General features: G+C 64.6%; 20 protein-coding genes. 17 read left to right on the top strand and 3 right to left on the bottom strand.

Annotation, left to right across the window (positions count from 1 at the left end; all coding sequences use genetic code 11):
- Positions 1-25 precede the first annotated feature (25 nt).
- From NLM25_RS00715 to NLM25_RS00660, 12 genes are all read left to right on the top strand, one after another.
- Positions 26-661: an arylesterase gene (locus NLM25_RS00715; protein ID WP_254135675.1), complete on the top strand. Its 636-nt coding sequence runs from the start codon at positions 26-28 to the stop codon at positions 659-661.
- 172 nt (positions 662-833) lie between these two features.
- Positions 834-1,370 (top strand): RNA 2',3'-cyclic phosphodiesterase, encoded by a 537-nt coding sequence (thpR, locus tag NLM25_RS00710; protein WP_254115048.1) that lies wholly within the window; start codon positions 834-836, stop codon positions 1,368-1,370.
- A 145-nt stretch (positions 1,371-1,515) separates the two neighbouring features.
- Positions 1,516-2,700 carry a cell division protein ZapE gene (zapE, locus tag NLM25_RS00705; protein WP_254135674.1) on the top strand — a complete coding sequence of 395 codons (1,185 nt, stop codon included), beginning with the start codon at positions 1,516-1,518 and terminating at the stop codon, positions 2,698-2,700.
- Between the two features lie 241 nt (positions 2,701-2,941).
- A complete protein-coding gene (gene mdh, locus NLM25_RS00700) occupies positions 2,942-3,910 on the top strand; it encodes a malate dehydrogenase (RefSeq protein WP_008145224.1) in 969 nt (322 codons plus the stop codon).
- 219 nt (positions 3,911-4,129) lie between these two features.
- Positions 4,130-5,326 carry an ADP-forming succinate--CoA ligase subunit beta gene (gene sucC / locus NLM25_RS00695; protein ID WP_254115050.1) on the top strand — a complete coding sequence of 399 codons (1,197 nt, stop codon included), beginning with the start codon at positions 4,130-4,132 and terminating at the stop codon, positions 5,324-5,326.
- 4 nt (positions 5,327-5,330) lie between these two features.
- Positions 5,331-5,810: a DUF1579 domain-containing protein gene (locus tag NLM25_RS00690; protein WP_254115051.1), complete on the top strand. Its 480-nt coding sequence runs from the start codon at positions 5,331-5,333 to the stop codon at positions 5,808-5,810.
- A 33-nt stretch (positions 5,811-5,843) separates the two neighbouring features.
- Positions 5,844-6,728 (top strand): succinate--CoA ligase subunit alpha, encoded by an 885-nt coding sequence (sucD, locus tag NLM25_RS00685; RefSeq protein WP_254115052.1) that lies wholly within the window; start codon positions 5,844-5,846, stop codon positions 6,726-6,728.
- A 137-nt stretch (positions 6,729-6,865) separates the two neighbouring features.
- Positions 6,866-9,835, top strand: a complete 2,970-nt coding sequence (locus NLM25_RS00680) for a 2-oxoglutarate dehydrogenase E1 component (protein ID WP_254135673.1) — start codon at positions 6,866-6,868, stop codon at positions 9,833-9,835.
- A gap of 170 nt (positions 9,836-10,005) precedes the next feature.
- Entirely contained in the window at positions 10,006-11,247 is a 1,242-nt protein-coding gene (gene odhB / locus NLM25_RS00675) for a 2-oxoglutarate dehydrogenase complex dihydrolipoyllysine-residue succinyltransferase (protein ID WP_254115054.1), read from the top strand.
- A 55-nt stretch (positions 11,248-11,302) separates the two neighbouring features.
- Positions 11,303-12,064, top strand: coding sequence for an SDR family oxidoreductase (locus tag NLM25_RS00670; protein ID WP_254135672.1), 762 nt, complete (start codon positions 11,303-11,305; stop codon positions 12,062-12,064).
- 57 nt (positions 12,065-12,121) lie between these two features.
- A complete protein-coding gene (gene lpdA / locus NLM25_RS00665) occupies positions 12,122-13,522 on the top strand; it encodes a dihydrolipoyl dehydrogenase (RefSeq protein ID WP_254135671.1) in 1,401 nt (466 codons plus the stop codon).
- A gap of 34 nt (positions 13,523-13,556) precedes the next feature.
- On the top strand, positions 13,557-14,087 hold the full coding sequence (locus NLM25_RS00660; protein ID WP_254135670.1) for a hypothetical protein: 531 nt from the start codon (positions 13,557-13,559) through the stop codon (positions 14,085-14,087).
- A gap of 147 nt (positions 14,088-14,234) precedes the next feature.
- Here NLM25_RS00660 and NLM25_RS00655 read toward each other — a convergent pair whose 3' ends face one another.
- Positions 14,235-14,825, bottom strand: coding sequence for a DUF4337 domain-containing protein (locus NLM25_RS00655; protein WP_254115058.1), 591 nt, complete (start codon positions 14,823-14,825; stop codon positions 14,235-14,237).
- 90 nt (positions 14,826-14,915) lie between these two features.
- Positions 14,916-15,881 carry a tyrosine recombinase XerC gene (locus NLM25_RS00650; RefSeq protein ID WP_254135669.1) on the bottom strand — a complete coding sequence of 322 codons (966 nt, stop codon included), beginning with the start codon at positions 15,879-15,881 and terminating at the stop codon, positions 14,916-14,918.
- Positions 15,882-16,003: 122 nt separating this feature from the next.
- Between NLM25_RS00650 and NLM25_RS00645 the strand changes: the two genes are divergently transcribed.
- On the top strand, positions 16,004-18,214 hold the full coding sequence (locus NLM25_RS00645) for a primosomal protein N' (RefSeq protein ID WP_254135668.1): 2,211 nt from the start codon (positions 16,004-16,006) through the stop codon (positions 18,212-18,214).
- 205 nt (positions 18,215-18,419) lie between these two features.
- Here NLM25_RS00645 and NLM25_RS00640 read toward each other — a convergent pair whose 3' ends face one another.
- Positions 18,420-18,926: a septal ring lytic transglycosylase RlpA family protein gene (locus NLM25_RS00640; RefSeq protein WP_254135667.1), complete on the bottom strand. Its 507-nt coding sequence runs from the start codon at positions 18,924-18,926 to the stop codon at positions 18,420-18,422.
- 637 nt (positions 18,927-19,563) lie between these two features.
- Between NLM25_RS00640 and NLM25_RS00635 the strand changes: the two genes are divergently transcribed.
- The 4 genes from NLM25_RS00635 to atpD all read left to right on the top strand — a co-directional run bounded on the left by NLM25_RS00635 (position 19,564) and on the right by atpD (position 24,166).
- Positions 19,564-20,124 (top strand): F0F1 ATP synthase subunit delta, encoded by a 561-nt coding sequence (locus NLM25_RS00635; protein WP_254115062.1) that lies wholly within the window; start codon positions 19,564-19,566, stop codon positions 20,122-20,124.
- Positions 20,124-21,653 carry a F0F1 ATP synthase subunit alpha gene (gene atpA, locus NLM25_RS00630; protein WP_254115063.1) on the top strand — a complete coding sequence of 510 codons (1,530 nt, stop codon included), beginning with the start codon at positions 20,124-20,126 and terminating at the stop codon, positions 21,651-21,653. The genes NLM25_RS00635 and atpA overlap by 1 nt, the downstream gene beginning before the upstream one ends.
- 142 nt (positions 21,654-21,795) lie before the next feature.
- Complete coding sequence (locus NLM25_RS00625) at positions 21,796-22,671, top strand: F0F1 ATP synthase subunit gamma (protein ID WP_254115064.1); 876 nt, start codon at positions 21,796-21,798, stop codon at positions 22,669-22,671.
- Positions 22,672-22,723: 52 nt separating this feature from the next.
- The gene (gene atpD / locus NLM25_RS00620) at positions 22,724-24,166 is read left to right on the top strand and encodes a F0F1 ATP synthase subunit beta (RefSeq protein WP_254115065.1); all 1,443 of its coding nucleotides are present in this window, start codon (positions 22,724-22,726) and stop codon (positions 24,164-24,166) included.
- Positions 24,167-24,168: the final 2 nt, after the last annotated feature.

Below are 24,168 nucleotides of genomic sequence, written 5' to 3'. Positions count from 1 at the left end.
GGTCGAGAGGCGTTACGGATTCTTCATGCACATAGCCGTGTTGATGCTCGCTTTGATGACGGTCGTGAACCCGGCTTGGGCGGAAGCGACGAAACCGGTCAAGCTCGTCGTTCTCGGCGATTCCCTGAGCGCCGGCCTCGGCCTTCAGGTCCAGGAAGCATTCCCGACAAAACTTCAAAAAGCCTTGCAAGCCAAAGGGATAGCGGTGGACATGACGAATGCCGGGGTGTCCGGCGACACCTCGTCCGGCGGCCGTGACCGGCTTGACTGGTCGGTCCCGGACGGAACCGACGGCGTGATCATCGAGCTCGGCGCCAACGACGCGCTGCGCGGCATCGATCCCGACCTGACACGGACTGCGCTGACCGACATCGTCGCGCGGCTCAAGGCCCGCAAGATCGCGGTGATGCTGTGCGGCATGCTGGCACCGCCGAATTACGGCGCGGAATATGCGGCGCGCTTCAATTCGATTTATCCGGATCTGGCGAAGAAATTCGACGTGCCGCTCTATCCGTTCTTCCTCGACGGTGTTGCGGCCGACGCCAAGCTCAACCAGGCCGACGGCATTCATCCGACCGCAGCCGGTGTCGACATCATCGTCGGCAACATCATGCCCACAGTGGAGGCATTCCTTGGCACGATAAGCGAGCAACGGCGTTGAAAAGCGGGCAGCGCCAGCCGTAATTCCCAGGGATTTACCGGGGTGGGGCGCGCGATGCTTCGCAGAGTCACACAACTGCGATAGGAATCAGGGTACCGGTGATTCGTCGCCGGCTCTAATTTGGGTAAGGTCCTGCTCAGGGACTGTGCCCAAGCATCGGGAGTGCTGAACGATGCCGCGTTTGTTCACTGGTCTGGAAATTCCGGCCGAGATCGGCCAGTCGCTTTCCAACTTGCGGGGTGGCCTTCCCGGCGCCCGGTGGATCGATCCCGAAAATTATCACGTCACCTTGCGCTTCATCGGCGACATCGACGGCCTGTCCGCCAACGAGATCGCCTCGATGCTGTTTCGCGTCGACCGCAAGCCGTTCGAGGTGAAGGTGCAGGGGCTGACGAGTTTTGGCGGCCGCAAACCGAGGGCAGTCGTTGCGACGATCGCGCCGAGCAAGCCGCTGATGGAATTGCAGGCCGAGCTCGAGCGCATGATGCAGCGGATCGGTCTTAATCCGGAGGGACGCAAGTTCATCCCGCATGTCACGCTGGCCCGGCTGCACGACGCCACCGACCGCGACGTCGCCGACTATCTCTCGCTGCGCGGCTACTTCCCGAGCAAGGCGTTCATGGCCGAACGCTTCGTGCTGTTCTCGTCGCGCGCCTCCACCGGCGGGGGGCCGTATGTGGTCGAGGACGCCTACGAACTGTGTGAGTAGGCCGCTCTTCGCGATGTACGAAACAGTGCGTCCCGGCTCTGCGCGGCAGCGTTCCACGCCGCCGCGCGTCCGGGACATGAAAGCGCATACCCCGTCCACCAATTGACGGCTTGCAATTTCCGCCGGTCTCTGGCGGTAAAGAGCGATGCTCTCGACCCAAAACTCCTCATTCCGCGAGGCGTATCAGGCAGAGGTCGCGTCCGGCGCGATCGAGCCCGATGCTGCGCAGGCCGAAATCGCCGAAGCCTATGCGGCGCTCGACCAGCGGCTCGCGAATTACAAGCCGCAGCGCAAGCAGGGCCTGCTCAGTCGCCTGTTCAGCAGCGACAAGGACGAGGCGCCGCACGGGCTCTACATTCATGGCGAAGTCGGCCGCGGCAAGACCATGCTGATGGACCTGTTCTTCCAGCACTCGACCGTCGAGCACAAGCGCCGCGCGCATTTCCACGAGTTCATGGCTGAAGCGCATGAGCGGATCTACGATTATCGTCAGGGCATCTCGCGCGGCGAGATCGCCGATGGCGACGTCATCGCGCTGACTGCGAACGCGATCTTCGAGGAGAGCTGGCTGCTCTGTTTCGACGAATTCCACGTCACCGACATCGCGGACGCGATGATCCTGGGGCGCCTGTTCGCAAAGCTGTTCGAGCTCGGCACCGTGGTGGTCGCGACCTCCAACGTCGCGCCCGACGATCTCTACAAGGGCGGCCTGAACCGTTCGCTGTTCCTGCCCTTCATCAAGCAGATCACCGACCGCATGGACGTGCTGCGGCTCGATGGGCGCACCGATTTCCGCCTGGAGAAGCTTCAGGGCGTGCCGATGTGGCTGACGCCGGCCGACGGCGATGCGGACGCCGCGCTCAACCGCGCCTGGTCGAAGATGACCGGCAACGCCAGATGCAAGCCGCGCGATATTTCGATCAAGGGCCGCATCCTGCACGTGCCGTGCTCGGCCCATGGCGTGGCGCGCTTTACCTTCGCCGATCTCTGCGAGAAGCCGCTCGGGGCATCCGACTATCTCAGGCTCGCGCACGACTATCACACCATCCTGGTCGACCATATTCCAGTGATGGATCTGTCCCAGCGTAACGCGGCCAAGCGCTTCATCACGCTGATCGATACGCTCTATGACAATGCCGTGAAGCTGATGGCCTCGGCCGATGCCAACCCGATCTCGCTCTACCTCGCGCACGAGGGCAACGAGGCCAACGAGTTCAAGCGGACGGCGTCGCGCCTGATCGAAATGAGCTCGGAATCCTATCTGGCGCTGCCTCACGGCCGCAAGGATTCCACCGCCAGCGGCTCCACCAAGGGCCTGGTGGAGACTTAAGTCCTATTTGCCAGCGCTGTCATTTTGGGACGCGCGAGCCCCGGAATCCATTTCGCCGCCATTGTTGGCGCCCGATGGATTCCGGGTTCGCGACCTTCGTCGCTCCTGGGAATGACAGGGATGCGCTCGAATGCTCGGCAAGCCCGACAATTGGGCATCCGGCGACTTGAACGGGGGAAGCGAAAGGGATAACCACCCGTCTCAGTTTTCCCCTCCTTACGTGTCTAAAGGACAGGTTCACATGGCGCGCGACAAGATTGCTTTGATTGGCTCAGGTCAGATCGGCGGAACGTTGGCTCATCTCATCGGCCTGAAAGAACTGGGCGACGTGGTGATGTTCGACATCGCCGAGGGCGTGCCGCAGGGCAAGGCGCTCGACATCGCGCAGTCCTCGCCGGTCGACGGCTTCGACGCGCACTACACCGGCGCGAACTCCTACGAGGCGCTCGACAACGCCAAGGTCTGCATCGTCACCGCCGGCGTGCCGCGCAAGCCCGGCATGAGCCGCGACGACCTCCTCTCCATCAACCTCAAGGTCATGGAGCAGGTCGGCGCCGGCATCAAGAAATATGCCCCCGACGCGTTCGTCATCTGCATCACCAACCCGCTCGACGCGATGGTCTGGGCGCTGCAGAAGGCTTCGGGCCTGCCGCACAAGAAGGTCGTCGGCATGGCCGGCGTGCTGGATTCGGCGCGCTTCCGCTACTTCCTGGCCGACGAGTTCAACGTCTCGGTCGAGGACGTCACCGCCTTCGTGCTCGGCGGCCACGGCGACACCATGGTGCCGCTGGTGAAGTACTCCACCGTCGCCGGCATTCCGCTGCCCGACCTCGTCAAGATGGGCTGGACCTCGCAGGCGCGCCTCGACGAGATCGTCGACCGCACCCGCAACGGCGGCGCCGAGATCGTCAATCTGCTCAAGACCGGCTCGGCCTTCTACGCCCCGGCCGCTTCGGCAATCGCGATGGCCGAGAGCTATCTGCGTGACAAGAAGCGCGTGCTGCCCTCGGCCGCGTACCTGAACGGCGAATACGGCGTGAAGGACATGTATGTCGGCGTGCCCGTCGTGATCGGCTCCAAGGGCGTCGAGCGCGTCGTCGAGATCGAACTCGCCGGCAAGGACCGCGAGGCCTTCGACAAGTCGGTCGGCGCCGTGCAGGGCCTGGTCGACGCCTGCAAGAAGATCGCACCCGATCTTCTCGGCCGCTAAGGTCAAACAATCCCCGCCGAAGACCGAAACCGGTCTTCGGCGGTTTCACTTCCGGGGCCCGGCCGACCACCAGTTGCAGGCTTGGCGGGCCTCCGGTTCGGCAGTCCAGAGATCGATGTCAAAGAATCCGGGTTGCAGTTCCTGTGGTATATGGTATGCCAGCCACAAGACTGAGGTGGGCCCAAGAGGTCACCGCCCGCGGGTTCAGGGAGCGACCATATGAATATCCATGAATATCAGGCCAAAGCGCTGCTGAGCGAGTTCGGCGTAGCGATCTCCAAGGGCGTGCCGGTCCTGAAGCCCGCCGATGCGGAGGCTGCCGCCAAGGCGCTGCCGGGTCCGGTCTGGGTGGTGAAGAGCCAGATCCACGCCGGCGGCCGCGGCAAGGGCAAGTTCAAGGAAGCCAGCGCCGGCGACAAGGGCGGCGTCCGCATCGCCAAGTCGGCCGCCGAGGTCTCCGAATTCGCCAAGCAGATGCTCGGCGCCACGCTGGTGACGATCCAGACCGGCCCCGCCGGCAAGCAGGTCAACCGCCTCTACGTCGAGGACGGCTCGGACATCGACAAGGAGTTCTATCTCTCGATCCTGGTCGACCGCGAGACCTCGCGCGTCTCGTTCGTCGTCTCGACCGAGGGCGGCGTCAACATCGAGGACGTCGCGCACAACAACCCCGAGAAGATCGTGACCTTCTCGGTCGATCCGGCGACCGGCATCATGGGCCATCACGGCCGCACCGTCGCCAACGCGCTGAAGCTCTCCGGCGATCTCGCCAAGCAGGCCGAGAAGCTCACCGCACAGCTCTACGCGGCGTTCGTCGCCAAGGACATGTCGATGCTGGAGATCAACCCGCTGGTCGTGACCAAGCAGGGCCAGCTCCGCGTGCTCGACGCCAAGGTCTCGTTCGACGACAACGCGCTGTTCCGTCACCCCGAAGTGCTCGCGCTGCGCGACGAGACCGAGGAAGACGCCAAGGAAATCGAGGCGTCGAAATACGACCTCAACTACGTCACGCTCGACGGCAACATCGGCTGCATGGTCAACGGCGCCGGTCTCGCCATGGCGACGATGGACATCATCAAGCTCTACGGCATGGCGCCGGCCAACTTCCTCGACGTTGGCGGCAGCGCCAGCAAGGAGAAGGTCGCGGCCGCCTTCAAGATCATCACCGCCGATCCCAACGTGAAGGGCATCCTGGTCAACATCTTCGGCGGCATCATGAAGTGCGACGTGATCGCCGAAGGCGTCACCGCCGCCGTGCGCGAGGTCGGCCTCAGCGTGCCGCTGGTGGTTCGCCTCGAAGGCACCAATGTCGAGCTCGGCAAGAAGATCATCCGTGAATCCGGCCTGAACGTGGTGCCGGCCGACAATCTCGACGACGCCGCGCAGAAGATCGTGAAGGCCGTCAAGGGAGGCTGAGGCCATGACCCAGGACCATCTCGCCGCATCATCTCCGCTTGCAGAGCATGCGCGCCTCGCCGCGTTCGCCGGCGAATGGAATGGCGAAGAGGTGGTCTTTCCGTCGCGCTGGATGGAGGGTGGCCCTGCCACCTCTCACATCGTCGCGCGCATGGATCTCAATGGCTTCTACCTGATCCAGGACACGGTGCAGACGCGTAACGGCAAGCAGAGCTTCGCCACCCACGGCATCTTCACCTACGACCGCGACGACCGGACCTACAAATTGTTCTGGCACGATTCGCTCGGCTACACGCCGCCCTCGCCCGCTTCCGGCGGGTGGGTCGGCAAGACCCTGACGCTGGTGCGCGGCTCGCTCCGCGGCAATGCGCGCCACGTCTACGAGATCATCGACGACAATTCCTACTCGTTGAAGATCCAGTTCTCGCCGGACGCGGAAGGCTGGGCCGACGTGCTCACCGGCGTCTACCGCCGCATCCACTGACCTCTCACTCGTTAGTTCGCGAAAGCAGACCTCATGTCCATCCTGATCGACAAGAACACCAAGGTCATCTGCCAGGGCTTTACCGGCAAGAACGGCACCTTCCATTCCGAAGCCGCGATTGCCTATGGCACCAAGATGGTCGGCGGCACCTCGCCGGGCAAAGGCGGCTCGACGCATCTGGGCCTGCCGGTGTTCGACACCGTGCGCGATGCGCGTGAGAAGACCGGCGCCGATGCGTCGGTGATCTACGTGCCGCCGCCGGGCGCGGCGGACGCGATCTGCGAAGCCATCGACGCCGAGATCCCGCTGATCGTCTGCATCACCGAAGGTATTCCCGTGGTCGACATGGTGCGCGTGAAGCGCTCGCTGGCCGGCTCCAAGTCGCGCCTGATCGGGCCGAACTGCCCGGGCGTCATGACCGCCGGCGAGTGCAAGATCGGCATCATGCCGGCCAACATCTTCAAGACCGGCAGCGTCGGCATCGTCTCCCGCTCCGGCACGCTCACTTACGAAGCTGTGTTCCAGACCTCCCAGGAGGGCCTCGGCCAGACCACCGCGGTCGGCATCGGCGGCGACCCGGTCAAGGGCACCGAGTTCATCGACGTGCTGGAGATGCTGCTGGGCGACCCCAAGACCGAATCGATCATCATGATCGGCGAGATCGGCGGTTCCGCCGAGGAGGACGCCGCCCAGTTCCTCAAGGACGAGGCCAAGCGCGGCCGCAAGAAGCCGATGGTCGGCTTCATCGCCGGCGTCACCGCACCTCCCGGGCGCCGCATGGGCCATGCCGGTGCGATCATCTCGGGCGGCAAGGGCGACGCCGGTTCCAAGACCGACGCGATGAAATCGGCTGGAATTACAGTCTCGCCGTCGCCCGCCCGCCTCGGTCATACGCTTGCCGAAAAATTGAAGGGCTAATTCACTCCTTCGTGCTTTTCCGGGCGAAGTTTCGCAGCAAATAGGATAAATGGTGCCTGTCGCGCTGGGCCTCTGCCGGGGAGCTCAGCGCCAGCGCCGTTTGTTATGCGCGAACCAAAATCGCCAGGAACTCAAGTATGTCTCGCCAGGACGCGAACGCAGCCTTTGCCCTCTCTTCCTTTTTGCAGGGCACCAACGCCACCTACATCGACGAAATCTACGCCCGCTACGAGAAGGACCCGTCCTCGGTCGACGCCGAGTGGCAGGAATTCTTCAAGAGCCTCAACGACCAGCCCGGCGATATCAGCAAGAACGCCGAAGGCCCGTCCTGGGAGCGCGCCAACTGGCCGCTGACCCCGCAAGACGATCTGACCTCCGCCCTCGACGGCAACTGGGCTGAAGTCGAGAAGGCGGTTGGCGCCAAGATCGCCGCCAAGGCGCAGGCCAAGGGCGGTGACAAGGCCGCCGGCCTCTCCTCCGCCGACGTGCTCCAGGCCACGCGCGACTCGGTCCGCGCGCTGATGCTGATCCGCTCCTACCGCATGCGCGGCCACTTCCACGCCAAGCTCGATCCGCTCGGCATCGAAGCCCCGCGCAACCGCGAAGAGCTCGATCCGCGCACCTATGGCTTCAGCGAGGCCGATTTCGACCGGAAAATCTTCCTCGATCATGTGCTGGGCCTCGAATACGGCACGCTTCGCGAGATCACCGCGATCTGCGAGCGCACCTACTGCCAGACGCTCGGCGTCGAGTTCATGCATATCAGCAATGCCGCGCAGAAGGCCTGGATCCAGGAGCGCATCGAGGGTCCGGACAAGGAGATCTCGTTCACCCGCGAAGGTCGCCGCGCCATCCTGATGAAGCTGATCGAAGCCGAAGGCTTCGAAAAATTCTGCGACACCAAGTTCACCGGCACCAAGCGCTTCGGTCTCGACGGCGGCGAATCGCTGATTCCCGCGCTCGAGCAGATCATCAAGCGCGGCGGCAATCTCGGCGTGAAGGAGATCGTGCTGGGCATGCCGCATCGCGGCCGCCTCAACGTGCTGACCCAGGTGATGGGCAAGGCCCACCGCGCGCTGTTCCACGAGTTCAAGGGCGGCTCGGCCAATCCCGACGCGGTCGAAGGCTCCGGCGATGTCAAGTATCACCTCGGCGCGTCCTCGGACCGCGAGTTCGACGGTAATCGCATCCATCTGTCGCTGACCGCCAACCCCTCGCATCTCGAGATCGTCGATCCCGTCGTCCTCGGCAAGGTCCGCGCCAAGCAGGACCAGCACGGCGATCCGCCGGACATGCGCATCTCGGTGCTGCCGCTCCTGATGCACGGCGACGCCGCGTTCGCGGGGCAGGGCGTGGTCGCGGAATGCTTCGGCCTGTCGGACCTGAAGGGCTACCGCACCGGCGGCTCTGTCCACTTCATCGTCAACAACCAGATCGGCTTCACCACCTATCCGCGTTACTCGCGTTCCTCGCCCTATCCGTCTGATGTGGCGAAGATGATCGATGCGCCGATCTTCCACGTCAACGGCGACGATCCGGAAGCCGTGGTGTTCGCGGCCAAGGTCGCGATCGAGTTCCGGCAGAAGTTCCACAAGCCTGTCGTCATCGACATGTTCTGCTATCGCCGGCATGGCCATAATGAGGGCGACGAGCCGGCTTTCACCCAGCCGGTGATGTACAAGCGGATCGCGGCTCACCCGTCCACGCTGGAGCTCTACGCCCGCCGCCTGATCGGCGAAGGCGTGCTGACCGAAGGCGAGGTCGACAAGGCCAAGGCCGACTGGCGCGCGCGGCTCGACGCCGAGCTCGAAGCCGGCTCCGGCTACAAGCCCAACAAGGCCGACTGGCTCGACGGCAAGTGGTCCGGTTTCAAGATCGCCGACCAGGAAGAAGATGCACGACGCGGCGTCACCGGCGTCGACGTCGCCGAGTTGAAGGAGATCGGCCGCAAGATCACCAAGGTGCCGGACGGCTTCCGCGCCCACCGCACCATCCAGCGCTTCCTCGACAATCGCGCCAAGGCCATCGACACCGGCGTCGGCATCGATTGGGCGACCGGCGAAGCATTGGCGTTCTGCACACTGCTCAACGAGAACCACCATGTCCGCCTGTCGGGCCAGGACTCCGAGCGCGGCACCTTCTCGCAGCGCCACTCGGTCCTGATCGACCAGGAAGACGAGAGCCGCTACACGCCGTTCAACCATCTCGGCCACGAGCAGGGCCATTACGAGGTCATCAACTCGCTGCTGTCGGAAGAAGCCGTGCTCGGCTTCGAATACGGCTATTCGCTCGCGGAGCCGAACACGCTGACGCTGTGGGAAGCCCAGTTCGGCGACTTCGCCAACGGTGCGCAGGTCGTGTTCGACCAGTTCATCTCCTCGGGTGAGCGCAAATGGCTGCGCATGTCCGGCCTGGTCTGCCTGCTGCCGCACGGCTATGAGGGCCAGGGACCGGAACACTCCTCGGCGCGTCTGGAGCGTTATCTGCAGATGTGCGCCGAAGACAACATGCAGGTGGTCTATCCGACCACGCCGGCGAACTACTTCCACGTGCTGCGCCGCCAGCTTCATCGCGAGATCCGCAAGCCGCTGATCCTGATGACGCCGAAGTCGCTGCTGCGTCACAAGCGGGCGGTGTCGCGTCTCGAGGAGCTGGCGAAGGGCACGACCTTCCACCGCATCCTCTATGATGACGCCCAGATGCTGCCGAACGAGGCGGTCAAGCTCGTCCCCGACGAGAAGGTCCGCCGCATCGTGCTCTGCTCCGGCAAGGTCTATTACGACCTCTACGAGGAGCGTGAGAAGCGCGGCATCGACGACATCTACCTGATGCGCGTCGAGCAGCTCTATCCGGTGCCGTTGAAGGCGCTGGTGGCCGAGCTGTCCCGCTTCAAGAAGGCTGAAGTGGTGTGGTGCCAGGAAGAGCCCCGCAACATGGGTGCTTGGCACTTCATCGAGCCCTATCTGGAATGGGTGCTGAACCAGGTGCACGGCGTGAGCCGGCGTCCGCGTTATGTCGGCCGCGCCGCTTCCGCCGCGACCGCCACTGGTCTGATGTCCAAGCATCAGGCGCAGTTGAAGGCGTTCCTGGACGAAGCACTGAGCTGAAGTTTTTGAACTGCGTCATGCTCCGCCCCGGCGCGCACTTGCGCACAAGGGCGGGGCATCCAGTACGTCGCGACTGCAAACGTCCCGGCTCGCTGGATGGCCTGCTTTTCGCTGGCCGATGACACCTGAGAATTCCCGACCGCACTGGCGATCTCCTTAAGGAAAAGACCATGACTGAAATTCGTGTGCCGACGCTCGGCGAATCCGTCACCGAGGCCACCATCGGCCGCTGGTTCAAGAAGGCCGGCGATCCCGTCGCCGTCGACGAGCCCTTGGTGGAGCTCGAGACCGACAAGGTCACCATCGAAGTCCCGGCGCCCTCCGCAGGCACGCTGAGCGAGATCATCGCCGCCGATGGCGCGACCGTTGCGGTCGGCGCGCTGCTTGGCCAGATCACTGACGGTGCCGGCGCTGCGAAGCCCGCCGCCGCGCCCGCCAAGCCCGCGGCTGCCGCTCCTGCTGCGGCTGCTGCCGCGCCGGCTCCCGCTGCGGCGAAGGCGCCGCCGGCCGACGCCCCGCTCGCCCCGTCCGTGCGCAAGCTCTCGGCCGAGACCGGCATCGACGCCTCGACCGTTCCGGGCTCCGGCAAGGACGGCCGCGTCACCAAGGGCGACATGCTCGCCGCGATCGAGCGTGCGGCGTCCGCGCCGACCCCGGTCAACCAGCCTGCCGCCGCCGTGCAGGTTCGCGCGCCGTCACCGGCCGATGACGCCGCCCGCGAAGAGCGCGTCAAGATGACCCGGCTGCGCCAGACCATCGCGCGCCGCCTCAAGGACGTGCAGAACACCGCGGCCATGCTCACGACCTTCAACGAGGTCGACATGACCAACGTCATGGCGCTGCGCGCCCACTACAAGGATGCGTTCGAGAAGAAGCATGGCTCGAAGCTCGGCTTCATGGGCTTCTTCACCAAGGCCGTCGTGCAGGCGCTGAAGGACATCCCGGCCGTCAACGCCGAGATCGACGGCACCGATCTGATCTACAAGAACTACTATCACATCGGCGTCGCCGTCGGCACCGACAAGGGCCTCGTCGTCCCCGTCGTGCGCGACTGCGACCACAAGTCGATCGCCGACATCGAGAAGGGCATCGCCGATTTCGGCCGCCGCGCGCGTGACGGCCAGCTCAAGATCGACGAGATGCAGGGCGGCACCTTCACCATCACCAATGGCGGCATCTACGGCTCGCTGATGTCGACCCCGATCCTGAACGCGCCGCAGTCCGGCATCCTCGGCATGCACAAGATCCAGGAGCGGCCGATGGTCGTCGGCGGCAAGATCGAGGTCCGCCCGATGATGTATCTGGCGCTGTCTTACGATCACCGCGTGATCGACGGCAAGGAAGCCGTCACCTTCCTGGTTCGCGTCAAGGAGAGCCTGGAAGATCCGGCGCGTCTGGTGCTCGATCTCTGATCCCTGATGCTCTGCGAGCGCCGTCGCTCTCTCGCGCGACGGCGCGTGTCGAACAATGGAGGCGCGCGTGACGGATAAGGTCGTTGTCATCACCGGCGGCAGCCGCGGCATTGGGCGGGCGACTGCGATCGCGGCGGCCGCGCGCGGCTATCGCGTCGTGGTCGGCTATGCCAGCAACAAGCAGGCCGCCGACGAGGTCGTCGCGCAGATCGCGGCGAGCAACGGCAAGGCCATCGCGGTGAAATGCGATGTCGCCGAAGAAGGCGATATCGTCGAGCTGTTCAAGCAAGCGGACAAGTTCGGTACGCTTGGCGCGCTCGTCAACAATGGCGGCATCGTCGGCAAGAGTGGCGTGCGCGTCGACGAGATGTCGGCCGAGCGCATCCAGCGCGTCATGGCGGTCAACGTCACCGGCTCCATCCTCTGCGCCCGTGAAGCCGTGAAGCGGATGTCGACCAAGCATGGCGGCAAGGGCGGCGTCATCGTCAATCTGTCATCGGTTGCTGCCAAGCTCGGCGCGCCGAATACCTATGTCGACTATGCGGCGTCCAAGGGCGCGATCGATTCCTTCACCACCGGCCTGGGCTACGAGGTCGCGGGTGAAGGCATTCGCGTCGCGGGCATCCGCCCCGGCCTGATCGACACGGAAATCCATGCCGCCGGCGGCGAGCCCGACCGTGCCCATCGTCTGGCCCATATGGTGCCGATGAAGCGCGTCGGCACCGCCGACGAAATCGCCAACGCCATCGTCTGGCTGATGTCGGACGAGGCGTCCTACGTCACCGCAGCCACTCTCGATGTGTCCGGCGGACGCTGACGCGCCGCGCGGACGCTGACACATTCTCATCACGCTAAACTTACGGGACTTCCTCTCATGGCTACCTACGATCTCGTCGTCATCGGCACCGGACCTGGCGGTTATGTCTGCGCGGTGCGCGCAAGCCAGCTCGGCATGAAAGTCGCCGTGGTCGAAAAGAACGCCACGCTCGGCGGCACCTGCCTCAATGTCGGCTGCATGCCGTCGAAGGCGCTGCTGCACGCGTCCGAGATGTTCGAGGAAGCCGGGCATTCCTTCGCCAAGATGGGCGTGTCCGTCTCCGCGCCGAAGCTCGAATTGCCGGCGATGATGAACTTCAAGCAGCAGGGCATCGACGGCAACGTCAAGGGCGTCGAGTTCCTGATGAAGAAGAACAAGGTCGATGTGCTCAAGGGCACCGGCAAGATCTTAGGCACCGGCAAGGTCGAAGTCTCCGCCGATGGCAAGTCGCAGGTGATCGAGACGAAGAACATCGTGATCGCGACCGGCTCGGACATCGCGCGTCTCAAGGGCATCGAGATCGACGAGAAGCGCATCGTGTCGTCGACCGGCGCGCTGTCGTTGGAGAAAGTGCCCGGCAGAATGCTGGTGATCGGCGCCGGTGTGATCGGGCTTGAGCTCGGCTCGGTGTGGCGCAGACTCGGGTCCGAAGTCATGGTCGTCGAATTCCTCGATCGCATCCTGCCCGGCATGGACGGCGAGATCGCGAAGCAATTCCAGCGCATCCTGGAAAAGCAGGGATTTGCGTTCAAGCTCGGCTCCAAGGTCACGGGTGTCGAGAACAATGGGAAGGCGCTGCTCGCAAAGATCGAACCGGCTGCCGGTGGCGCGGCCGAGACGATCGAAGCCGACGTCGTTCTCGTCTGCATCGGCCGCGTGCCGTACACGGATGGGCTCGGCCTGAAGGAAGCCGGCGTGGCGCTCGACAATCGCGGCCGCGTGCAGATCGATCCGCATTTCGCCACCAGCCTCAAGGGCGTCTACGCCATCGGCGACGTCGTCGCCGGGCCCATGCTCGCGCACAAGGCCGAGGATGAAGGTGTCGCCGTCGCCGAGATCATCGCGGGCCAGTCCGGCCACGTGAACTACGACGTTATCCCAGGCGTCGTGTATACCACGCCGGAAGTGTCCTCCGTCGGCAAGACCGAGGAGGAGCTGAAGCAGGCGGGTGTGGCTTATACCGTCGGGAAGTTTCCCTTTACCGCCAACGGCCGCTCCAAGGTCAACCAGACCACCGACGGCTTTGTGAAGATTCTCGCAGATGCGAAGACCGATCGCGTGCTCGGCGTGCACATTATCGGCCGCGAAGCCGGCGAAATGATCCACGAAGCCTGTGTTCTCATGGAGTTCGGCGGCAGTGCGGAAGATCTCGCCCGCACCTGCCACGCGCATCCGACCCGCTCGGAGGCCATCAAGGAGGCCGCGCTTGCGGTCGGCAAGCGGGCGATCCATATGTAGGCGGCGCCCAGCGCCAAATCGGGCGGGACATCACATGCTACGCCGCCTACTTCAACCGGTCTGGGTCCTGCTGGCGATCATCTTCCTGATCGAAGCTTGGCTGTGGGACCATCTCGAGCCGGTCGTCGCGCGGGTTGTCGCAATCATCCCGCTCGCCCGGTTCAAGCAATGGCTGTCGGAGCGTGTCGATGCGCTGTCGCCGGCGATGACGCTGATCGTCTTCGCCGTCCCGATCATCCCGCTGTTTCCGCTCAAGCTGGTGGGGCTGTGGCTGCTCGCGCACGAGTACTGGACCAGCGCGGTCTTCACCATCCTGTTCGCAAAGCTGCTCGGCGTCGGCGTCACCGCCTTCGTGTTCGACGTGACGCGCGACAAGCTCATGGAGATGCAGTGGTTCGAGCGGGTCTATGATCTCGTGATGAAGCTGCGCGCCAAGGCCGCCGAGCTGGTCGACCCGATCAAGCGGCGCGTCCGCGAGCTGATCGCCGGCAACGGCGAAGGCTGGTCCTCCCGCACGCTCCGCCTGATCCAGCGCTTCCGCAAGAGCGTGCACGAGGCGCGCTGACACATACTCAGTGTCATTGCCCGCGAAGGCGGGCAATCCAGTTGTCCAGAGACGTCAATCAAACACCGAGAAGCCGCGGCGTACTGGATGCCCCGGTCAAGCCGGGGCATGACACTGTCTGTGTGGCTTCAAGCGCCCCGCATCAGCTCAATGCAAATGCAGCAGATGCGGCCACCACAGGCCGAGCGCGGTCATGAACAGGCCGGCGAGCGTCAGGATGCCGCCGACATAAGCGAGCGCGATCATGCCGGTGATGATGGTGGCCGAGGCCAGCACGATGCCGATCTGGAAAGCGGCGGACGCCAGCTCGAAGTGATGGTATTTCGCGGTCGCCTCGTCGCGCACGTGCTCGGCGTGCTTGGCCTTCTCGGCGAGCTGCTCGGTGCCTTCGCCGGTCTCCGGCTCGGAGCGGTAGCGTTGCGCGGTCTTGGTCCAGTCGTCGACCTGCTTCTGCACCGTCGCCTTCATGGCGTCGTCGGTCGTGGCGCCCAGCGTGAGCTTGCCCTGCTCGGCCGCGGTGATCACCACGGTGCGGCGGATGCTCTTGGCCTGGAAGAAGGCCCAGAGATTGGCCGCCTCGACGTTCTTGCTGATCGATTCGGTCTGGGCGCCCTTGCCGAGCGTTTCCGAGATCGCCAGGAACAGCGCCAGAATCGCGATCAGGAGCGCGATCTTCTTGTTCGAGCCGGACGCGTGTTCGGCGTGCTCGGCGTGCTCCATGCTTTCGTGTGCGCTCATGATTCCCCTCCGGTCTCGGTTCCTCACGATTGACCGAACCGCGGGCGCCGCGCAAGAGGGACGCGCGTTATGACAGCTTCATGTCAGGCTTCAGCGCCGCGGATGCGCGCTCGCATAGACCTCGAGCAGCCGCTCGGAATCGATTCCGGTGTAGATCTGCGTGGTCGAGAGCGAGGAATGACCGAGCAATTCCTGGATGGCGCGTAAGTCCCCGCCGCGCGAGAGCAGATGCGTGGCGAAGGAATGGCGGAGCGCGTGCGGCGTCGCGCTGTCGGGCAGGCCGAGTGCGCCGCGCAGCCGCTCCATCGCCAGCTGGATGATGCGCGGGCTGAGCGGGCCGCCGCGCGCGCCGAGGAAGATCGGGCCCTCGGGAGGCAGCGGATAGGGGCACATCGCGACGTACTCTTGCACCAGCTCGAGCACGTTCTGCAGCACCGGCACCATGCGGGTCTTGTTGCCTTTGCCGGTCACGATCAGCACGTCGCCCTCGCCGGGACGCGGCACCTCGCGGCGCTTCAGGCCGAGCGCTTCGGAGATGCGCAGGCCCGATCCATACAGCAGCGCCATCACCGCGGCATCGCGCGCCAGAACCCAGGTCTCGCGTTCCTCGCCGGCGCGCTCGTCGGCGTCCGCAAGGCGCTTTGCCGATGCCATCGGCAGCGGCTTCGGCAGGCTCTTCGCAACCTTTGGCGCGCGGATCGCGGATAACGCGCCGACCTTGCCCTTGCCTTCGCGCTCGAGGAAGCGGCCGAACGAACGCAGGCCCGCCAGCGCGCGCATCAGGCTGCGGCCGGCAATGTCGTCGGCGCGGCGCATCGCCATGAAGGCGCGGATGTCGGTGGCTTCCAGCGCGGCGAAGCGCGCCAACGTGACGCGTTCGCCCCAATGGGAGCAGAGGAAATCCAGGCACTGCCTGAGGTCGCGGCCATAGGCCTCCAGCGTCTTCGGCGACAGCCGCCGCTCGGCGCCGAGATGCGACAGCCAGCGCGTCATCTCCTGCGCGATGTCAGGATCGGCGCTGGCGAGCTCGATTTTTGGGGCGGCCGCTTTGCTCATGCGCTCTGGACGTAATGATTCCGCACAGTATATCGCATCACACCCCTTTACTGTTCGCTAAGGCCGCCCCGGGGCGCTAGCCTCGAGGTCTCCAGGTTCCGATTCTCCCTCCAAGACACTTCATGGATCACTCGTCGCGCAGCAACGCCGCCCCCGCCAACGCGACCCGCATGGTCGACGTGCTGGTGCCGGTCGCGCTCGACCAGACCTATTCCTACAAGGTACCGCGCGGGATGGAGCTGAAGGCGGGCGATCTCGTCGGCGTGCCGCTCGGCCCGCGCGAGGTGCTCGCCGTGGTCTGGGCCGAAAACGCCAATCCCGATCCGCGCCTGCACAACCGCCTCAAGGAGGTCAACGAAAAGCTCGACATCCCGCCTTTGAAGCCCGAGTTGCGTTCCGTGGTCGACTGGGTCGCCAATTACACGCTGAGCCCGCGCGGCATGGTGCTGCGCATGTGCCTGCGGATGGGCGAGAATCTCGGCCCCGAGCGGGTGCGCGCCGGCGTGCGCCTGGTCGGCGATCCGCCGCGGCGGCTGACGCCGGCGCGGCAGCGCGTGATGGAGGTGCTGTCGGACCGGCTGCTGCACGGCAAGTCCGAGGCGGCCAAGGAAGCGGGAGTCTCGGCCGGCGTGATCGACGGCCTCGTCGACGAAGGCACGCTGACGGTCGAGCCGATGCCGCCGCCTCCGCCGCCGCCCGCGCCCGATCCGGAATTCGGCCGGCCGGATTTTTCGCCGCTCCAGCGCACCGCCGCCGATACGATGCGTGCGCTTGCCGCCAACGGCACGTTCCACGTCGCGCTGCTGGACGGCGTCACCGGCTCCGGCAAGACCGAGGTTTATTTCGAGGCGGTCGCGGAAGCGATCCGTCGCGGAAAACAGTCGCTGATCCTGATGCCGGAGATCGCACTGACCGGCCAGTTCCTCGACCGTTTTGCGCAGCGTTTTGGCGTGCGCCCGATCGAATGGCATTCGGAACTGACGCCGCGCACCCGCGCGCGCAATTGGGCTGCGATCTCTGAAGGCACCGCCCCGGTCGTGGTCGGCGCGCGCTCGGCGCTGTTTTTGCCTTACGCCAATCTCGGGCTGATCGTGGTCGATGAAGAGCACGACCAGGCCTACAAGCAGGACGAGGGCGTGCATTATCACGCCCGTGACATGGCGGTGGTGCGGGCGCATATCGCAAAGATTCCGATCGTGCTGGCGTCCGCGACGCCGTCCGTCGAGTCCGAGGTCAATGCGCGCAAGACCCGCTATCAGCGCATCGCGCTGCCCTCGCGCTTCGGCGGCCAGCACATGCCGCATATCGAGGCCATCGACATGCGCCGCGAGCCGCCCGCGCGCGGCCGCTTCATCTCGCCGCGCCTGGCCTCCGAAATCAGAACGGCGATCGAAAAGCGCGAGCAGGCGCTGCTGTTCCTCAATCGCCGCGGCTACGCGCCGCTGACGCTGTGCCGTGCCTGCGGCCATCGCTTCGCCTGCACCATCTGCGATGCCTGGCTGGTCGATCACCGTTTCCGCCAGCGCCTCGTCTGCCATCACTGCGGCTTCTCGATGCCGCGCCCGCAGACCTGCCCGCATTGCGCAGCGGAGGAATCGCTGGTCGCGGTCGGGCCCGGTGTCGAGCGCTTGCAGGAGGAGGCGGCCGCGCTGTTCCCGGACGCACGCACCATGGTGCTGTCGAGCGATCTCATCACCTCGATCGAGACCATGCGCTCGGAACTTGCCGAGATCGCGGAGGGCCGCGTCGACGTCATCATCGGCACGCAGCTCGTCGCCAAGGGCCACAATTTCCCGCGGCTCAACCTCGTCGGCGTGGTCGATGCGGATCTCGGCCTCAGCAATGGCGATCCGCGCGCCTCGGAACGCACCTGGCAATTGCTCAACCAGGTGATCGGCCGCGCCGGGCGCGAGCAGGGCCGCGGCGTCGGCTATCTCCAGACCCACCAGCCCGATCATCCCGTGATGAAGGCGCTGATCGCCTGCGACCGCGAGGCCTTCTACGACAGCGAGATCGACCTGCGCGAGCGCACGCTCTATCCGCCGTTCGGCCGGCTCGCGAGCCTGATCATCTCGGCAGGCGACCGTCCGAGCGCCGAAGGACTTGGCCGCCGTCTCGTTGCGCTCGCACCGCGCGACGAGCGTGTGGTGGTGCTGGGTCCGGCGGAGGCGCCGCTCGCGGTCATCAAGGGCCGCTACCGCTTCCGCATCCTGGTGAAATCGGCGCGCGGCTTCGACCTGTCGGACTATCTGCGCAACTGGCTCGCCGTCTGCCCGAAGCCGAAGGGCAATCAGAAGCTCGAAGTGGACGTCGACCCGCAGAGCTTTTTGTAGTTCTCCCCCGTCATTGCGAGCGAAGCGAAGCAATCCAGACAGCCTCCGCGGAAAGACTCTGGATTGCTTCGCTTCGCTCGCAATGACGGAAGAATAGAAAAACCCGCCGTCCCCCAAGACGGCGGGTTTGTTTTACCCGCTGATCCCGTCGCTCACAGGTCCATGCGGACGCTGACGGGAACTGCGGTGAGGCGCATCTCGCGCCTTAGGAGACGACCTCCGCGGTGACGCGGCCGACGCCGGCACCGGTGAGGCCGATGGCGCGGGCAGCGCCCGTGGAGAGATCGAGAACCCGGCCGCGAATGAACGGACCACGGTCATTGATGGTGACGATGACGCTCGAGCTGCCATGGGTGACGCGCAGCTTGGTGCCGAACGGCAGCGAACGATGCGCCGCGGTCATGGCGTTCTGGTTGAAGCGCTGGCCCGAGGCAGTCCTGCTGCCGGATTCGTTGCCGTAGTAGGAGGCCATGCCAGAGAAGCTGCGGCCCGTGCCCGACGACGGCGTCATCGACGCATTGGCGTTGCGCCAATCGGAGGTCGTGTTGGTATCGTTCTGGGCGTGGTGGCGGTGATGATGGTGAGAATAGCGGTGGTGATGCCGGGATTTGGCAGAGGCTTCGGTGGCGGTTCCACCGACGACCAGGGTTGCGGCGATGAAAGCGATCGCCGTACGCGGCCGGGTCACGCCCAGCGTCTTCAAAGACAGCATTTATCAGTCCCTAAGCTAGTATTGCCACATATGTGGCAAGAGGAGCCCCTATCAGTTTGTGAGCGGGATCGCGTTTCGATTCCTAATGAGGCGTGAATTGGGCAGTAAATCTGTTCTATGTCGTCGTGTAATATCTTGTTACCGGCGGCCGATATTCAGCCGATGCTCCGCAGCCTTCGGCTTTAACGATTTGTTAATCTAAAGATTACTTTCGAATACTGTAGATCGAAGTTGTTGTTCCCGATATTTAGAATTGGGTAAGTATTCGGAAGGTGGAACCGACGGGATCGGAATCACGCCTCAGCGATCTGTGTTCATGGCGGCTATGCGCTGGGGGCAGGAACGAATGGGCGTCGGGCCGCCGCAATGCTCGCGGCAATTCCGTGTCGTGGCAGTTCGTTGACGCGGCGCCGTCGTCTGCGACGAACTGGCGACAGAAGGTCGTGCCTTTAATTTGGCGTCATGTTGCACGTGCGCGCCTGCTATGATAGCAAAGCCGCGATTTTAACGGATCCGGCACCTCCCGTGTCGGCCGAAAATCGAAGTCCCGCTTGAATTCCAAGGGCTTGGATCGCTTGGCGCCGCGTTGTGGCGACGGTTTTTCCCTTGCGAATTTGACAGCAAAAAGAGCGCGTCTGTGGCTGCAGAAGATACGTCCGTTTCAGGTGTGTCCGGTCGTTATGCAACGGCCTTGTTTGAACTGGCCCGCGACCAGAAAGTGGTCGACGAGGTCAAGGCCGATCTTGATAAATTCGAGGCCTTGCTGAACGAAAGCGCCGATCTGAAGCGCCTCGTCCGCAGCCCGGTTTTTGCGGCCGATGCCCAGTCCAGGGCCCTCTCGGCCGTGCTGGACAAGGCGGGCATCGCCGGCATCTCCGCCAACTTCCTGAAGGTCCTGACCGCCAACCGCCGCCTGTTCGCGGTGGCTGACGTCATTCGCGCCTATCGCGCCCTCGTCGCCAAGTTCAAGGGCGAGACGACGGCCGACGTCACCGTGGCGGAAGCGCTTTCGGACAAGAATCTCGACGCCCTCAAGGTTGCCCTGAAGTCGGTGACCGGCAAGGACGTCGCGCTCAACGTGAAGGTCGATCCCTCGATCATCGGTGGCCTCGTGGTCAAGCTTGGCAGCCGCATGATCGATAGTTCGCTTCGCACCAAACTCAATTCGATCAAGCACGCGATGAAAGAGGCAGGCTGATGGACATCCGCGCCGCGGAAATTTCCGCGATCCTCAAGGACCAGATCAAGAATTTCGGCCAGGAAGCTGAAGTTTCCGAAGTCGGACAGGTGCTGTCCGTCGGCGACGGTATTGCCCGCGTCTACGGTCTGGACAACGTCCAGGCCGGTGAAATGGTCGAGTTCGAGAACGGCACCCGCGGCATGGCGCTGAACCTCGAAACCGACAACGTCGGTGTCGTTATTTTCGGCGCCGACCGCGAGATCAAGGAAGGCCAGACCGTCAAGCGCACCCGCGCCATCGTGGACGCGCCGGTCGGCAAGGGCCTGCTCGGTCGCGTCGTCGACGCGCTCGGCAATCCCATCGACGGCAAGGGTCCGATCCAGGCCGACAAGCGCATGCGCGTCGACGTCAAGGCGCCCGGCATCATTCCGCGCAAGTCGGTGAACGAGCCGATGGCGACCGGCCTCAAGGCGATCGACGCCCTGATCCCGATCGGCCGCGGCCAGCGCGAGCTGATCATCGGCGACCGTCAGACCGGCAAGACCGCGATCGCGCTCGACACCATCCTGAACCAGAAGCCGCTCAACGCGCAGCCGGACGAGAACATCAAGCTGTATTGCGTCTACGTCGCGATCGGCCAGAAGCGTTCGACCGTTGCCCAGTTCGTGAAGGTGCTGGAAGAGCAGGGCGCGCTCGAATACTCGATCGTCGTCGCCGCCACCGCCTCCGACCCGGCGCCGATGCAGTACATCGCGCCGTTCACCGGCTGCACCATGGGCGAATACTTCCGCGACAACGGCATGCACGCCGTCATCATCTATGACGATCTGTCCAAGCAGGCCGTCGCCTACCGCCAGATGTCGCTGCTGCTGCGCCGCCCGCCGGGCCGCGAAGCCTATCCGGGCGACGTGTTCTATCTGCACTCCCGCCTGCTTGAGCGCGCGGCGAAGCTGAACAAGGACCAGGGTTCGGGCTCGCTGACGGCGCTGCCGGTCATCGAAACCCAGGCCAACGACGTGTCGGCCTACATCCCGACCAACGTCATCTCGATCACCGACGGCCAGATCTTCCTGGAAACCGACCTGTTCTTCCAGGGCATCCGTCCCGCGGTGAACGTCGGTCTGTCGGTGTCGCGCGTCGGTTCTTCGGCGCAGACCAAGGCCACCAAGAAGGTCGCCGGCAAGATCAAGGGCGAGCTCGCGCAGTACCGCGAAATGGCGGCGTTCGCGCAGTTCGGCTCCGATCTCGACGCCTCGACCCAGCGCCTGCTCAACCGCGGTTCGCGTCTGACCGAGCTGCTGAAGCAGCCGCAGTTCGCGCCGCTGAAGATGGAAGAGCAGGTCTGCGTGATCTGGGCCGGCACCAACGGCTATCTCGATCCGCTGCCGCTCAACAAGGTGCGCGCGTTCGAGGACGGCCTGCTGTCGCTGCTGCGCGGCAAGAACGCCGACATCCTCACCGCGATCCGGGACAGCCGCGATCTCTCCGACGACACCGCCGCCAAGTTGAAGTCGGCGGTCGAAGGCTACGCCAAGAGCTTCGCCTGATTGCTGCATGGCCGGGTCTTCCGGCCATGACCGCTTCGCGAGAGGCAAGACAACACGAAGCGTGCCCGGCGCCCGGCCGGGCATCGCGTTAGGGACAGGCTAGCGGTTCGATGTTGCGTCGAACCGCCGGGGTGAACGAAGAATGGCGTCACTTAAAGACATGCGCGTCCGCATCGCCTCCACCAAGGCGACGCAGAAGATCACCAAGGCCATGCAGATGGTCGCGGCGTCCAGATTGCGCCGCGCCCAGCAGGCGGCCGAGGCGGCGCGGCCCTATGCCGACAAGATGAGCGCGGTGATTTCCAATATCGCCAGCGCTGCCGCGGGTTCGCCCGGCGCGCCGGCGCTGCTGTCCGGCACCGGCAGGGACCAGGTCCACCTGCTGCTGGTCTGCACCGGCGAGCGCGGCCTGTCCGGCGCCTTCAACTCCTCGATCGTTCGCCTCGCGCGCGAACGCGCCCAGGCGCTGATCGCGCAGGGCAAGGAAGTCAAATTCTTCTGCGTCGGCCGCAAGGGCTACGAGCAGCTCCGTCGCCTGTTCGACAAGCAGATCGTCGAGCATCTCGACCTGCGCAGCGTTCGCCAGCTCGGCTTCGTCAACGCCGAGGACATCGCCAAGAAGGTGCTGGCCCGTTTCGACAACGGCGAGTTCGACGTCTGCACGCTGTTCTACGCGCAGTTCAAGTCGGTGATTGCCCAGATCCCGACCGCGCAGCAGATCATTCCGCTGGTCGTCGAGGAAAAGGCGGCGAACGCGGCGACGACGTCCTACGAATACGAGCCGGAAGAGGACGAGCTGCTGTCCGGCCTGTTGCCGCGCAATATCGCGGTCCAGATCTTCCGTGCGCTGCTGGAAAACAACGCCTCGTTCTACGGCGCGCAGATGAGCTCGATGGACAACGCCACCCGCAACGCGGGTGAAATGATTCGCAAGCAAACCCAGATCTACAACCGAACCCGTCAAGCCCAGATCACCAAGGAGCTGATCGAGATCATCTCCGGCGCCGAGGCGGTCTGACGCACGAACTAAACGACGGTCGTTCAAGTACAGAATTTCGAAGGAGAGCTTCATGGCTACAGCAGCTAACCCGGTCGGTCGCGTCACCCAGGTCATGGGCGCCGTCGTCGACGTTCAGTTCGAAGGCCACCTGCCGGCCATTCTCAATTCGCTGGAAACCAAGAACGGCAACATCCGCCTCGTGCTGGAAGTTGCGCAGCATCTCGGCGAGTCCACCGTGCGCACGATCGCGATGGACGTGACCGAGGGTCTGGTGCGCGGCCAGGAAGTGACCGACACCGGCCAGCCGATCGCGGTTCCGGTGGGCGACGGCACGCTCGGCCGCATCATGAACGTGATCGGCGAGCCGATCGACGAAGCCGGCCCGATCAAGTCCGAAGGCGTGCGCGCCATCCACCAGGACGCGCCGACCTACACCGACCAGTCGACCGAAGCTGAAATTCTCGTCACCGGCATCAAGGTCGTCGATCTCTTGGCTCCGTATGCGAAGGGCGGCAAGATCGGCCTGTTCGGCGGCGCCGGCGTCGGCAAGACCGTGCTGATTCAGGAGCTGATCAACAACGTCGCGAAGGCGCACGGTGGCTACTCCGTGTTCGCCGGCGTCGGCGAGCGTACACGCGAGGGCAACGACCTCTATCACGAGTTCATCGAGTCCAAGGTCAACGCCGATCCGCACAATCCGGATCCGAGCGTGAAGTCGAAGTGCGCGCTGGTGTTCGGCCAGATGAACGAGCCGCCCGGCGCCCGCGCCCGCGTCGGCCTCACCGGCCTGACCGTCGCCGAGCACTTCCGCGACCAGGGCCAGGACGTGCTGTTCTTCGTCGACAACATCTTCCGCTTCACCCAGGCCGGCTCGGAAGTGTCGGCGCTCTTGGGTCGTATTCCTTCGGCGGTGGGTTATCAGCCGACGCTCGCCACCGACATGGGCGCGCTGCAGGAGCGCATCACCACCACGCAGAAGGGTTCGATCACCTCGGTGCAGGCCATCTACGTTCCGGCCGACGACTTGACCGACCCGGCGCCCGCGACCTCGTTCGCGCACTTGGACGCCACCACGGTGCTGTCGCGCGCGATCTCGGAAAAGGGCATCTACCCGGCGGTGGATCCGCTCGACTCGACCTCGCGCATGCTCTCGCCGCTCGTCGTCGGCCAGGAGCACTACGACACCGCGCGTCAGGTCCAGCAGGTGCTGCAGCGCTACAAGTCGCTCCAGGACATCATCGCCATTCTCGGCATGGACGAGCTCTCGGAAGAGGACAAGCTGACGGTGGCCCGCGCCCGCAAGATCGAGCGCTTCCTGTCGCAGCCGTTCCACGTCGCCGAAATCTTCACCGGCTCGCCCGGCAAGTTCGTCGACCTCGCGGACACCATCAAGGGCTTCCGCGGCCTCTGCGAAGGCAAGTATGACCACCTGCCGGAAGCCGCCTTCTACATGGTCGGCACCATCGAAGAGGCAGTCGAGAAGGGCAAGAAGCTGGCGGCCGAAGCCGCCTAAGA

Origin of the sequence: Bradyrhizobium sp. CCGB01, from assembly GCF_024199795.1 — a bacterium.
Taxonomy (GTDB): Bacteria; Pseudomonadota; Alphaproteobacteria; order Rhizobiales; family Xanthobacteraceae; genus Bradyrhizobium.
Note: the sequence above shows the minus strand (reverse complement) of the source record. Positions and strands in the feature narration are given on the sequence as shown.